The sequence below is a fragment of the Lysinibacillus sp. FSL W8-0992 genome, assembly GCF_038008685.1.
Lineage (GTDB): Bacteria > Bacillota > Bacilli > Bacillales_A > Planococcaceae > Lysinibacillus.
Window position 1 is genome coordinate 425,821 of the sequence record NZ_JBBOZQ010000001.1, and the last position, 12,617, is coordinate 438,437.

At 37.3% G+C, this 12,617-nt stretch carries 14 protein-coding genes; 3 read left to right on the forward strand and 11 right to left on the reverse strand.

Going from position 1 to position 12,617, the window contains the following annotated elements; translation table 11 throughout:
* Nucleotides 1–131 precede the first annotated feature (131 nt).
* Nucleotides 132–767: a LysE family translocator gene (locus NSQ74_RS01965; RefSeq protein ID WP_340821259.1), complete on the reverse strand. Its 636-nt coding sequence runs from the start codon at nucleotides 765–767 to the stop codon at nucleotides 132–134.
* Nucleotides 768–944: 177 nt separating this feature from the next.
* Between NSQ74_RS01965 and NSQ74_RS01970 the strand changes: the two genes are divergently transcribed.
* Complete coding sequence (locus tag NSQ74_RS01970) at nucleotides 945–1,370, forward strand: SRPBCC family protein (protein WP_340821260.1); 426 nt, start codon at nucleotides 945–947, stop codon at nucleotides 1,368–1,370.
* Nucleotides 1,367–1,687, forward strand: a complete 321-nt coding sequence (locus NSQ74_RS01975; protein WP_340821261.1) for an ArsR/SmtB family transcription factor — start codon at nucleotides 1,367–1,369, stop codon at nucleotides 1,685–1,687. Before NSQ74_RS01970 ends, NSQ74_RS01975 begins: the two co-directional genes overlap by 4 nt.
* Nucleotides 1,688–1,757: 70 nt before the next feature.
* On the opposite strand, the gene NSQ74_RS01980 is transcribed toward NSQ74_RS01975, so the two are convergent.
* From NSQ74_RS01980 to NSQ74_RS02010, 7 genes are all read right to left on the reverse strand, one after another.
* Nucleotides 1,758–2,537, reverse strand: a complete 780-nt coding sequence (locus NSQ74_RS01980; protein WP_340821262.1) for a YqhG family protein — start codon at nucleotides 2,535–2,537, stop codon at nucleotides 1,758–1,760.
* A gap of 41 nt (nucleotides 2,538–2,578) precedes the next feature.
* Nucleotides 2,579–4,093 carry a DEAD/DEAH box helicase gene (locus NSQ74_RS01985; protein ID WP_445669051.1) on the reverse strand — a complete coding sequence of 505 codons (1,515 nt, stop codon included), beginning with the start codon at nucleotides 4,091–4,093 and terminating at the stop codon, nucleotides 2,579–2,581.
* Between the two features lie 297 nt (nucleotides 4,094–4,390).
* Nucleotides 4,391–5,071, reverse strand: a complete 681-nt coding sequence (locus NSQ74_RS01990; RefSeq protein ID WP_340821264.1) for a cyclase family protein — start codon at nucleotides 5,069–5,071, stop codon at nucleotides 4,391–4,393.
* Nucleotides 5,072–6,136 carry a zinc-dependent alcohol dehydrogenase gene (locus NSQ74_RS01995; RefSeq protein WP_340821265.1) on the reverse strand — a complete coding sequence of 355 codons (1,065 nt, stop codon included), beginning with the start codon at nucleotides 6,134–6,136 and terminating at the stop codon, nucleotides 5,072–5,074.
* 53 nt (nucleotides 6,137–6,189) lie between these two features.
* The gene (locus NSQ74_RS02000; RefSeq protein ID WP_340821266.1) at nucleotides 6,190–7,053 is read right to left on the reverse strand and encodes a 3-hydroxyacyl-CoA dehydrogenase NAD-binding domain-containing protein; all 864 of its coding nucleotides are present in this window, start codon (nucleotides 7,051–7,053) and stop codon (nucleotides 6,190–6,192) included.
* Nucleotides 7,054–7,069: 16 nt separating this feature from the next.
* On the reverse strand, nucleotides 7,070–7,699 hold the full coding sequence (locus NSQ74_RS02005) for a carboxymuconolactone decarboxylase family protein (RefSeq protein ID WP_340821267.1): 630 nt from the start codon (nucleotides 7,697–7,699) through the stop codon (nucleotides 7,070–7,072).
* A gap of 583 nt (nucleotides 7,700–8,282) precedes the next feature.
* A complete protein-coding gene (locus tag NSQ74_RS02010) occupies nucleotides 8,283–9,614 on the reverse strand; it encodes a short-chain fatty acid transporter (protein WP_340821268.1) in 1,332 nt (443 codons plus the stop codon).
* Nucleotides 9,615–9,723: 109 nt separating this feature from the next.
* On the opposite strand from NSQ74_RS02010, the gene NSQ74_RS02015 reads away from it, so the two are divergent.
* Nucleotides 9,724–10,050: a DUF3870 domain-containing protein gene (locus NSQ74_RS02015; RefSeq protein ID WP_340821269.1), complete on the forward strand. Its 327-nt coding sequence runs from the start codon at nucleotides 9,724–9,726 to the stop codon at nucleotides 10,048–10,050.
* A 33-nt stretch (nucleotides 10,051–10,083) separates the two neighbouring features.
* Here the strand turns inward: NSQ74_RS02015 and NSQ74_RS02020 are convergent, their stop codons facing one another.
* From NSQ74_RS02020 to NSQ74_RS02030, 3 genes are read right to left on the reverse strand one after another with little or no spacing between them, the layout of a single operon-like run.
* Nucleotides 10,084–11,277 (reverse strand): thiolase family protein, encoded by a 1,194-nt coding sequence (locus NSQ74_RS02020; protein WP_340821270.1) that lies wholly within the window; start codon nucleotides 11,275–11,277, stop codon nucleotides 10,084–10,086.
* A 12-nt stretch (nucleotides 11,278–11,289) separates the two neighbouring features.
* Complete coding sequence (locus tag NSQ74_RS02025) at nucleotides 11,290–11,925, reverse strand: 3-oxoacid CoA-transferase subunit B (RefSeq protein ID WP_340821271.1); 636 nt, start codon at nucleotides 11,923–11,925, stop codon at nucleotides 11,290–11,292.
* Nucleotides 11,918–12,604: a CoA transferase subunit A gene (locus NSQ74_RS02030; protein ID WP_340821272.1), complete on the reverse strand. Its 687-nt coding sequence runs from the start codon at nucleotides 12,602–12,604 to the stop codon at nucleotides 11,918–11,920. The genes NSQ74_RS02025 and NSQ74_RS02030 overlap by 8 nt, the downstream gene beginning before the upstream one ends.
* Between the last annotated feature and the right edge of the window lie 13 nt (nucleotides 12,605–12,617).

Here is a 12,617-nt window from a genome sequence, read left to right on the forward strand (position 1 = left end):
GGGCACATCTTAAGCCGCAACCCTCTCTATCGCGCGGTTTGTCACGTCTTACGTTCTGTGCTGTTCCCGCAGGAGTCTTCGTGGATTTTTCCTTGGATAGTTATAGAGGAAATTGTTTGAGTGCCTGGCACCTAGGCCTTTTCTAACGCTAATTTGATGCCAAAGCCAATCAGAACTGTTCCTGTTAAGCCTTCGATTACTGCCTTTGTCATAGGCTTCTTCATAAAAGCACTAATTTTATCTAATAAATATACATAGAAGATGAACCATAAAGCCGTTAAGGCGGTATAAATAAGTCCCATCAGTAAAAATGGGAAAAATGTGCTGTTTGAGCCATCTACAAATTGTGGTAAGAACGTTAGAAAAAACACTGCTACCTTTGGGTTTGTCACATTTGTTAAGAAACCTTGTTTAAAGCATGATTGATTCCCATACTTAATGTCAATTTGAGTATCATCATTTACGACTGGCGACTGCGTGCGAATTGTTTTTAAAGTCCATAATGTCTTCACACCTAAATAGCATAAATACACCGCTCCAACGTATTTTAAAATAGCAAATATATAGGCTGACTTTACAATAATTGCAGAGAGTCCGATAACCGCAGCTAATGTATGAATAAATAATCCACAGCATGAGCCAAGTATTGTTTGTAACCCACCCTTTTTATTAACTGTTAAAGTATTTTTAGTCGCAATCGCAGTATCGGGTCCAGGTAAAATTATTAATAAAATACACATCAATAAAAACATCGGAATATTCTCCATGCCGATAGCCCTCCAATCCGTCTGAAAATTATAAAAATAATTCTACCATACGTAACCTGTCTGAAAAAGATACCACTTAAAAAATTCCCCATATTCTTTACGATTGACATATAACCATAAGGTGTTATATATTCGTAACACCTTGTGGTTATATTTTTAAAAAGAGGAGACTATAAAATGCCTGAACAACTACAAAATATTGTTAAAACTGTTACACTTAATGCGCCTATCGAGAAGGCATGGGAAACAGTTACAAATGCCGAAAAGCTTGGCTCTTGGTTTATGCCAAATGATTTTAAACCAGTGGAAGGGCATGAATTTACACTACAATCTCCATTTGGACCATCGCCGTGTAAAGTTGAAAAAGTTGATGCACCTCATTATGTACGCTTTGCATGGGATACTGATGGATGGTTTGTCACATTTGAGTTAAAGCAAGCTGGAGAGCAAACAGAATTTACATTAACTCATGGTGGCTGGAAAGAAGCCTCTCATATTATTCCAAAGGCTAACATGCCTGCAGAAGCTGTTCGACAAAATATGGATGGCGGTTGGACAATGCTTGTTGGTAAAAAGTTGAAAGAGATTGTAGAAACAAAATGACACAGCTGGCACAACAGTATGATGTTTTCCAAGCAATTGCTGATCCAACAAGACGTCATGTACTACAACTGCTAGCCGAAAGTGATAAACCAATAGCTGTTATTTCAGAGCATTTTACGATTAGCAGAACTGCTGTGGTCAAACATCTACACATATTAGAGCAAGCCAAGCTAGTATCAGCCCAAAAGAAGGGCCGAGAAAAAATTTACACTTTACACATCGATCGCTTAAAAGAAATTGAAGATTGGTTACAATACTTTCATTTATTTTGGGATAATAAGCTGGCACAATTACAAAACATTATCGAAAAAGACTAACAAATTTTTATGGCAGCAGCAAAAATAAGCCGCAACAATTCGCATTAGCAATCGTTGCGGCTTACTTTTCTTATCGCATATAAAATAATCCACCATTTATAATTTCAATTTTAATTTTTGCATCGTATTGTTCTTCTAAAGCATTTTTCTCCACTTCATAACACTCTGGCTTTTCTTCCACATCTTCATAAAAATAGTCTAATACGCGTTGATCTCTTTGCCATCTCTTTTTTGCTTGCTCAGCCCATGTATGATCATCCTGTTGAATAATTGCATCAATAGCTTCATCTAAGCGTTGAAGCGCCCGTAAAGGCTTAATTATATATTGTACATAAAAAGCATCTTCTGACGGCGTAATATCCCAGTCAATATTACTTATTGTGTCATGAAAATTATCATTTATTGCCCCTGTCAGTAAATTAATACCAAAAGAGTACATCATTTCTTTCGTTCGATCGCAACAATACGACACTTTATAATTTACCCCAAGCCAAGGAGTCAGCATGACTTGCCCTGTACCTGCATCTACTTTTTGAAACATTTGAACAAAAGCTCCTAGCTCTCTCGTAGCATGAAACAATTGATTTAGCCTTGGAGAACCAAAATGCACGACCTCCCCCATTATTTTTTCTGACAGTGCACTTTGATCTGTTATAAAGGTAACTTGTGCAGGGTTAGGTTCGCCATTCGTTGCTTCTACGTATTGCCAGTAAAAGGGGCGATTCATAATTCTTTTATCAATAGCAATCGTTAATTGTACTGTTAGGTAATGGTCACCATCACCTACCATATCGCATTCATTTTCTAAAAAAAATTGTCGTAAATAGCTGTGAACCTGTTGTGGATACATGCCCCTCTCCCCTTACAATATCAATTACACCTGATGGCGTCTTAAACAGATTTTTTGAAATTCGTTAAGATTGCATCTAGATCTCCTACTACCTTTTCAAAGACATCAATTTTTGTATGCAGTAATGCCAAAATATCCTTTTCAATCGTATCTTCTACAGCAAGATTATAAATATGAACATCATGTTCTTGTCCTAAACGGTGAACACGCCCTATGCGTTGCTCAAGCTTCATTGGATTCCAAGGCAAATCGTAGTTAATAACATGATGGCAAAATTGAAGGTTGATCCCTTCTCCCCCTGCCTCTGTTGCTATCAATACTTGAGCTTTTTCCTTAAATATATGCTTCATGTAATCACGCTTGTTTTTATTGAACTTACCATTAAACAAAACACTCGTAATACCATGAGAATGTAAATACCATTGTAAATAAATTTGAGTTGCACGATATTCAGTAAAAATAATGACTTTGTCTTTAGCCTGTTCAATAATTTCAAGCGTCTTCTCAGCCTTAGAATTCACTTCTAAAGCCATAACCTTTGCAAGAATTGCTTCTAGCTCATCGCGTTCTGAACTATTTTCTAGCATTTTAGACAACGTTAAAGCCGTTGCCTCTTTGCTACTACACATTTCTTTTTGCAAAGTAATTAATGAAAAGGAACCTGTAGACGTAAGCGAACCAAGTAAATGATAAACTTCCATTTCCTCAGGGCTAAAATGGATAGGGACAATTTGAACACGTCTATTGGTCCACTCAATGCCTGTGTCCTCTCTTCGATTTCTTACCATCACTTGGTTGACTAGTTCTTTTAAATAGTCATCGTGCTGTAAATCGTGCTTGCTTGCTGAAAACGCAGATTGGAATGTCTCATAATTGCCAAGATGACCTGGCTTCAGTAAAGAAATAAGATAATAAAGCTCAAAAACATCATTTTGAATCGGTGTAGCCGTTAATAATAAGCAAAACTTCTTCTTTAATCCTTGCACAAATTCATAAATTTGTGTTTTATGGTTTTTTAATTTATGTGCCTCGTCAATAATAATCATGTCATAATTTTGCGCATAAATTAGTTCTTTATGTGGACTTTTTTTTGCCGTATCCATGCTCATAATAACAATATCGTAACGCTCAATCGGGCAATTTTTTTTATACGCTACAGCTGGAATATGAAATTTTTGATTCAATTCTTCAATCCATTGATTGATAAGAGAAGCTGGTGCTAAAATCAGAGCTTTTTTCACAAGCCCTCGTATCATGTATTCCTTTAGAATTAAGCCAGCTTCAATTGTTTTACCAAGCCCCACCTCATCTGCAAGTATCGCTTTCCCATTCATTCGTTCTATCACGGTTTGCGCTGCTTCTAGCTGATGGGCAAGTGGTGTTAGCTTCGGTAAAACTTTAGGTGCTTGTAAACCAGTAAATTCCGGAATTAAATTCATTTTCACAATTTCATAGTTCATTTTGTACAAAGTCCAACTTTGCCATTTTTCATGATTTTCTAGCCTATTAATAAAGCCTTCTTGCCAATCGGACGACCTCTCCACGATCATGATCATCACCTCATGCTATTATTTCTAAATTAGGTTGTCCAAAAAAGAAAAAGCTATGTTAGATTTTGCTCATGTAAAAATATACATATTTTAAGTGATATGCAGATGACTTCTAATGTTCAAAATAATTTAACCCTAGAAATAATTTCGTGGCATTGTTCTTTTACTATTTTTATGGTTTAAACGAAGCATAATAATATAGCACTCACCACAGCTTTTTTTGAAAAGATTTTTGAATTTAAATAGCTTTAAATCACACAAAAAAAGAGAAGGCTTATATGCCCTCTCTTCCTGTTATTAACATTACTTCACATATGCGACAGCTCTTACTGGCGATGCAGTGGAGTTTTTCAATTTAAGCGGCAGTGCCATAAAAGTAAAACGGTCATTTAAAGGTAGCTGTTCAAGGTTGACTAGGTTTTCTACTATATAAATAGGAACACTTAGCAGCTTTAGATGCACTTCGCGTTTCATATTGTCATGAACATCTATATTCGCTAAATCAAGACCAATGCATTTTACTTGTTTTTCGAATAACCAATCTCCTGCACAAGTAGCAAAAGCGTGCTCTTCAAAAAAGTCCCCTTGTCCCCACTTTGCAGTGCGTGTTCGTACTAAGACAATATCACCTTGCTGTACAGTAATTCCTTGTCTTTGCTCAGCTAGCGAAAGCATCTCAGCTGTAACAGGTTCAAACGGATCTTTGAAAGAGGATACATCAAGTAAGACAGCATCCCCATAAGTTTTTGTTAAATCCATTTCAGCCGTAGATTCCCCACCTCTTATAAAGTGAAGTGGTGCGTCAATATGTGTCCCGCTATGATCGGACATACGTAAAAAGCGAGATTCAAATCCTTCACATGGTGCTACGTAACGATGACCGGAATTATCAAAAGTGGATTCTTCTTGTATAGCAATCGGTGGATGTGATGTATAAGAAACTAAGCCATCATAAATTTCTAGTGTTAAATCAATAATTTTCATTTATTTTTCCTCCTTAAAATGAATCACAACTTTTCCATTTACTTTATTAAGCGCACTTTCAAAACCTTGAAGACTATTTTTAAATGAAACCGTATGTGCGATTAACTTATTAAATGGATATTTTGCATCCGCAGCCATTTGTAAAACCGCTTCATAATTAGCCTGTGTAATGCCGTAACTGCCTTTAATCATTATTTCACCACGGACAATTTGATCCATTGGAACAGCAAACTCTGCAGAATTGATGCCGACTAATACAAGCTGTCCACCTCGTTTAAGTAAACGAATAGCTTCTTTCGGAATAGATGGATGACCAGAGCAGTCAATGATTGCATCATAGCCTGAAAAATTATCGTGTATTAGTTCCTCTGTAGCAACAAACGTTGCATGTACACCTATCTCTTTAGCTAACTGCAAACGACTTTGATCTTGTAGGACTCCTAGCATATGTGTTTCTTCATTACCTGCCCCTACTAAGATTGCAGCTACCCCTAATCCTATTGGTCCTGGCCCAATTACTAAAATAGACTTTTTCTTGTAATCAGCTACTTTTAAAACTGCCGTATAACTAACTGCTAAAGCTTCTGAAATAGCTGCCACTTCATCACTCACTGCGTCGTCAATTACAATAATATTATTCACATCGACTACCATATACTGTGCCATGCCACCAGCCTCTCGAAATCCATATCGAAGAGCCTCAGTCGGTGTTTTTATCAATTTATAATCATTAAAATCACAGCAATTCGTTTCGCCACGTTGACAATAATCACATACACCACAACTTTTATATGGGTTAATAACCACTCTTTTATTTAAAAGTGCTTGATCACCAGCTGTCCCCATAGCTACTACTGTTCCAGTTACTTCATGCCCGAGCACAAGTGGGTAAGTGACCCAATCGTAGCCACCATGTCCGTCATACATATGCAAGTCGCTCCCACAAATACCCACTGCACCTACTTTTAGTAAACATTCATTACTATTTAACTCCGGAACAGAATAGGTTTTAAACTGAACATCCTTTTTCTTTGTTGAACACTTTACTAATGCTTGATATTCCATCGCCATATCTACTCCTATTCTCATTTCAAATTTGCTGCCTTTATATTGAATCTCTACTGAACCAACTTAATAATATCTATTAGTGTCTTTTCTTTTTGCGCTAAATATTGTTGTTTATCAATGGATGACCAATCGTAAAAGCCTTGATTGGTTTTCATACCATATTGTTTAGCTTCTATTTTCGCATGATGTATCGCAAGTGGTTTCGTACCATTCTCTAAAGTTGGATATACATGTTCGACAATGGCATAATGTGTATCTAAACCATTTATATCCCGTTGCTCAAGTGGCCCAGTATTAGCTAATCGTACACCTAGGCTCATTTTAGCAATAAAGTCCAACTCTTCAGCCGTCACAATTCCCTTCTCAACTAAAGACATCGCTTCTCTTGCCAGTGCACTTTGTAATCTGTTTGCTACAAAGCCTTCAATTTCCCGTTTCAATAAGATAGGCTTTTTACAAACACTTTGTAAAAATTCCATAGTCGCATTTGCTCGTTCCTGTGATGTAAAAGTGCTAGGAACTACTTCTATTAAAGGGGTAATATGTGCGGGAGAAAAGAAATGTGTCCCGATTAAGCGTTCTTTGTGCAACATTTTTACCGCAATATCGCTAATTAGATAACTTGAAGTATTGGTACAAAACGTAACTTCTTTTTCATAAAATGAATCCAGTTGTTCGAATAAAGCTTGTTTAGCTTGCAAATTTTCAACAATCGCCTCAAAGACAAATGTTAAACCATCAATTTGTTCTAGTTGCTGTAAAAAAGTAATTTGTTGTAAATCTGATTCTTGCTTTAATTGCTGTAATCTTTCTATATTAGGCTCATATAAATAGACATTTACGTTATATTGGTTAAAATATTTCGCGATAGCCGAGCCCATAAAGCCCCCGCCTATTATTAGTACTTTTTGCATTTTTAGTTCTCCTTCTTTAAGCTTTACTATCCTCATCATTCCAAATTACTTGTATTCCTACTGCATAAATACATAATGCTTTCACCTCGGCTAAAACATCAACACTCGCACCAAGTGAAATGGCATTACCTTTATGAATCAGAATGCCTTTTTCATAGGCATCACAAACGTTTATAGCATACAGTAATAATTCCTTCAGTAATCTGGACACCGACCCATCTCGTAAAGAAGTTGTTCGCAAGTTGCTATATTTTAATAAAGTATCCGGTGCATAATCTACTAAATATTGAATCCAAGTAGGTAATACATCAAACTCACCTTGATAATAATCAATACATTCCTGCTGTGAGGAAAATGTATCAACCTCTTTCCCCATCTCAATGGCCTGTGCGTCTCCTGATAGTTGAATCGCGTAAGAAATAGCTTCTATCCCAGATAACCAAGTAGGAATACCTCTAGAAATAATGGCTGATGCAATTAGTTCTGCAATTTCTGCGACAGTATTGCTCGCTTCAACTGCTTGCTTTACGAAATAAAGCATTTGTTTTTCCTCACGTCGTGCTGCAAATAATCCTACAAGTAACAATGTTTTTTCTTTTTTTGTTAAAGCACCTTCTGTTAGAAGTGCTTGATACATGCTGGACATTTAATATTTCCTCCTCAGGTTAGGGCTATTTGACATATGTTGCTGTCTGCGGGCACACCGTAAGCCGCAACCCTCGCTACGCGCGGTCTGTTGCGTCTTACGTTTTGTGCGTTCCCGCAGGAGTCACCGCCTTCGCTACCATTAACTAGTGCTATCTGCAAATTTTTATCTATGGCAAAAGAAAGAATAGCTAGGTTCTTCTTCATAATTAATAGTAAAAATTCACGAACATCTTTACTTCTATTATAAAAAATTATAGTTTTCCCATGTGTCGTTGCTGTCCGCTACGGCGGGCGCTTTCCGCGGGTTTTTCGGCGATTCACGTGCTTCCATCGACGATTTCCACTTTCTTTCTGGCGATTCACATGCTTCTATCGGCGATTTCCACTGTTTTTCCGGCGATTCACGGGCTTTCATCGGCGATTCATAACCTTCTTTCAATGCAAAAAAATTCGCTCTCTTTCTGTGGACGAACCGCAATCCTCACAAATGCTAAACATCTGCGGAGGCTCGCTTGGCTCGCTTTCCCACAGAAGTTTAGCGAATTTTTTGCTGAAATCCTATAATCCTTACTCTTTAATTTCTAAAGTAAATATGACCAAGCTAATGTTGCAATAATGTAAATAACACCCACGAAGAACATGATCATAACAAGGAAGCCCATAATATCTTTTAACTTTAAGCGAGAGAGTGCTAGAGCTGGTAAAATCCAGAATGGTTGTACTAAATCGTTCCAAGCATTCCCTAACATAACAGACATGGATGTTTCTGATAAGGAAGCACCTAATTCTTTTGCTGCCTCAATCATAAATGGACCTTGTACTGTCCAGTGCCCTCCTGCAGATGGTGCAAAGAAGTTAATGAAGAAGGAGCTAATTAACCCCCAAAACGGTAGGGTATGTTCGTTTGATAAGTCAACGAATATTTTTGCAATTGTGTCCACTAAACCAGAAGCGGCCATGATAGCCATAATCCCCGCGTAGAATGGAAATTGCAGTATGATTCCTGAAATTGTTTTAACCCCGTCAGCTAAGTGCTCAGCATAACGTGCAGGTGTGCCTAGTAAAATAATTCCTACGAATAAAATAATAAAGTTTAAAATATTTAAGTTTAATGAATTACCATTTGTGAAATAGATTACGATATAAATTAGCCCTAACACACCAATTGCGTAAGCTAGAATGCGGCTGTTATTTAATTTATTTGCTAAAGTATTGTCTTCTAAAAGGTTTAATTTTGCTTTTGGTTTGTCTGCATATAATGCTGGATCAATCTCCACAACATTTTTAGGATCTTTTGGATGTAGCATCGCATTAAATAAAGGTAACGTAATTAATAAAACAACTGTTGTAATAATCATTGGTAAGCTAAAAATTGTTTCTGATAATGTAACTAATCCCATAGCATCTTCTAAGAAGTGACCTGGAGTTGAAATTAAAATTGGAATAGAAGCAGATAAACCTAATCCATAAAAAGTGAATCCAGAATATGCAGCTGCAATGATTAGCGGATAATGGACCCCTTTAACTTTTAACGCTAGTTTTTTTGCGATAATACCACCAATTACTAAACCAAATCCCCAGTTTAAATAACTCCCGATACCACCAACAAGTGTTGCCACGATAATTGCCATTTTTGGCGTATGAACCATACTTGCAATTTTATTTAATAACTTATCTGTTACAGGAGCTGTAGCTAATACATAACCCATTGCAAGAATAACGGCCATTTGTGTTGTAAATGCTAGTAAATCCCAAAAGCCACCACCCCAGGCAGTTGTTAGATCCACAAAACTAATATCTTCAATTAGTAGAGCCAATACAAACGTTAATAATGTAAGTCCAATTGCAAATACAAATGGATCTGGTAAATATTTTTTCATTACATTTGTGAAAAAATTCGTTAACTTTTCCATACTATTTCCCCCTTGATGTAATCTACTAAGTAATTTTTGGAATTAGCTCTTTAACGTGTAAAACATGATAAAATATAATCACAATCTATACATGTTGGAGGGCATTTTCTTGCAAAAATTAACTAGTATTTTAGTGACTGCTTATGCTAAAGCACCCCAAGGCACGTCTATGTACGAGATGTACAAACATGCTGGCATTGTGTTAGAAATCGATCAACAAACGCATAAAATTATTGATGCAGAATTCACATTCGTTACTGATCTTGCTCAAAATTTCTTTAAACGTATGTTGATTGGCTTTGATCTTACGGCCAATATTGATGAATTAATTGCTCGTGTAGATGAACACTATTATGCCCCATCAAGTGGTTCAGTCGTAGTAGCTCTACAGTCTGCGCAAAAAAGATACCTTGAAAAAATTCAAAAAGATAACTAAGTACCTACACCGAGTCATGTACTCGGTGTTATTTTATGCTTGGCAGTTTTCAACGATAGTGGAAACACCAAGTCCCCCTGCGATACATAATGTTACTAAACCATAACGCTTGCCTGTTCGTTCAAGCTCATGAATAAGTTTTGTCATTAAAATGGCACCAGTTGCCCCAATAGGATGGCCCATTGCAATAGCACCGCCGTTTGGATTTACTCGATTAATATCTAACCCAAGTTCATTGATAACTGCGATAGATTGGGCTGCAAAGGCTTCATTTAGCTCAATAATATCAATATCTTGAATTGATAAATTTGCCTGCTTCAATGCTTTTAATGTAGCTGGAACTGGACCGATTCCCATTATAGATGGATCTACGCCAGCGGCTGCTTGAGCAAGTATTTTTACCTTGGGCTTATAGCCTAGTTCTATAGCTTTTTCATTCGACATGATTAACAATGCAGCTGCACCGTCATTACGCCCACTACTATTGCCCGCTGTTACTGTTCCACCTTTACGGAATACAGGTTTTAACGTACTTAACTTCTCTTTACTCGTTAAAAATGGATGCTCATCTTTTTCAAAAATTTCTATTGATTTTCGTTTTTTCACTTCGTAAGGTACAATTTGTTTGTCAAAATAACCTTCTTGTATGGCCTTCGCTGTAAGTTCTTGACTACGATGTGCAAATGCATCTTGCTCTTCACGAGAAATTGAATATTTTTCGGCTAAATTTTCTGCTGTTTCACCCATCGTTGAAATGCCATAAACTTCAAACGGTTGTGAGCCTGGTTGACTTTCTGTGTTCGGATCTAACATGACAGCATTTCCAACGCCATATCCATAACGAGCATTTCGTAAGTAATATGGGGCTGTACTCATGGATTCTGTTCCCCCTGCGATAATAATATCGCTATAGCCAAGAGCTATTTGCTGTGCCGCATTATTAATGGATTGTAGTCCCGAACCACATTGGCGATGTACTGTATAACCTGGAACAGTAATTGGTAGCTCGGCACGTAGAGATGCAAGGCGTGCAACATTGGATTGATCAGCACTTTGTTTTGCTTGTCCCAAAATCACTTCATCAATTAGCGTGGGATCTAGCTGTGTACGATTTAGGAGTTCACGAATAACTGTTGAACCAAGAATGTCTGCTGTCTCATTGATTAATGAGCCCCCTAACTTACCTATAGCTGTTCGAACACCTTCTACAATAACTACTTCTTTCATGCTATTTCCCTCCTATTTCAACGCATTGACAAAACTTGCTTCTGTGCTAGCCTCTACTTGCTGTAATGTAACTTCAGGCATTAATTCAACCAAATGTAACTGTCCATCTACATAGTTAAAAACTGCCAATTCAGTAATAATCGTATCCACGCTACGAGTTGAGGTAATTGGATAAGTGCAATTCTTTAAAATCTTACTTTTCCCATCTTTTGATGTATGCGTCATCGTGACAATGACCTTTTGTGCACCGATTAGTAAATCCATTGCACCACCAACACCAATAATATTTTTCCCTGGTACTGCCCAATTGGCGATACGTGCTTGCTCATCTACTTGTAGTACGCCTAAGATGGCTACATCCACATGACCCCCTCGAATCATGCCAAATGATTCTGCACTATTAAAAAAGGATGATCCAATCGCTTCTCCAACTGGCATTTTTCCAGCATTCACTACATTCGGATCGATATCATCCTCATCTACACCTACTACGCCGAGCATGCCGTTCTCTGTATGAAAGTGAACATTGTCATTTTCTACATACTTTGCAACAAGTGTAGGGATACCAATACCTAAATTAATAATTTGTCCATTTGCAACTTCTTTTGCAGCTCTTTTTGCTATTAGCTCTTGAATTGGATTAGCCATTCTCCACAACGCCTTCCTTCGTTAAAATCTTCTGTGCTACAATCACTCGATCAATGAATAAATGCGGAGTAATGATATCATCACTACTTAGTTCGCCTGCTTCTACAATTTCATCTACCTCAACAATGACTGTCTTGGCCGCAGTTGCCATAATCGGATTAAAATTACGCGCAGTTTTGTAATACACTAAATTTCCAAGTCTATCTGCCTTATGTGCACGAATAATTGCGACATCCGCCTTTAACGCTTCCTCAAAAACGTATTCTTCACCATTAATTATTTTTGTTTCTTTACCTTTAGCCAAGTCTGTTCCAAAAGATGTTTTTGTGTAATAGCCACCAATCCCTGCACCACCAGCTCGAATCGATTCAGCTAATGTACCTTGGGGTAATAATTCAATTTCAAGTTCTCCACGTTGAAATGCTTCGCCAACATCTCGATTGCCAGTAAAGTAAGAGCCGATTGCCTTTTTTACTTTCTTTTGCTCTAGCAATTTTCCAAGACCCTTACCTTTTTCCCCTAAGTTATTGCTGATGATTGTTAAATCATTGACCTCTAACTCTACTAGTGCATCTATTAAAGTGAGTGGACCCCCTACTAAACCAAAGCCACCGACCATTATTGTTTGGCCACTTTCAACGCAAGATAAAGCCTGTTCTACAGATTCATAAATTTTCATTGTATTCACTCCA

Bases quoted from the DNA above. Each gene is read 5' to 3' on its own strand.
- NSQ74_RS02020 (WP_340821270.1), bottom strand. From the start codon at position 11,277: ATGAAAGAAGTAGTTATTGTAGAAGGTGTTCGAACAGCTATAGGTAAG.
- NSQ74_RS02000 (WP_340821266.1), bottom strand. From the start codon at position 7,053: ATGCAAAAAGTACTAATAATAGGCGGGGGCTTTATGGGCTCGGCTATC.
- NSQ74_RS01995 (WP_340821265.1), bottom strand. From the start codon at position 6,136: ATGGAATATCAAGCATTAGTAAAGTGTTCAACAAAGAAAAAGGATGTT.
- NSQ74_RS01985 (WP_445669051.1), bottom strand. From the start codon at position 4,093: ATGATCATGATCGTGGAGAGGTCGTCCGATTGGCAAGAAGGCTTTATT.
- NSQ74_RS02005 (WP_340821267.1), bottom strand. From the start codon at position 7,699: ATGTCCAGCATGTATCAAGCACTTCTAACAGAAGGTGCTTTAACAAAA.
- NSQ74_RS01980 (WP_340821262.1), bottom strand. From the start codon at position 2,537: ATGTATCCACAACAGGTTCACAGCTATTTACGACAATTTTTTTTAGAA.
- NSQ74_RS01965 (WP_340821259.1), bottom strand. From the start codon at position 767: ATGGAGAATATTCCGATGTTTTTATTGATGTGTATTTTATTAATAATT.
- NSQ74_RS02010 (WP_340821268.1), bottom strand. From the start codon at position 9,614: ATGGAAAAGTTAACGAATTTTTTCACAAATGTAATGAAAAAATATTTA.
- NSQ74_RS01990 (WP_340821264.1), bottom strand. From the start codon at position 5,071: ATGAAAATTATTGATTTAACACTAGAAATTTATGATGGCTTAGTTTCT.
- NSQ74_RS01970 (WP_340821260.1), top strand. From the start codon at position 945: ATGCCTGAACAACTACAAAATATTGTTAAAACTGTTACACTTAATGCG.
- NSQ74_RS02025 (WP_340821271.1), bottom strand. From the start codon at position 11,925: ATGGCTAATCCAATTCAAGAGCTAATAGCAAAAAGAGCTGCAAAAGAA.
- NSQ74_RS01975 (WP_340821261.1), top strand. From the start codon at position 1,367: ATGACACAGCTGGCACAACAGTATGATGTTTTCCAAGCAATTGCTGAT.
- NSQ74_RS02030 (WP_340821272.1), bottom strand. From the start codon at position 12,604: ATGAAAATTTATGAATCTGTAGAACAGGCTTTATCTTGCGTTGAAAGT.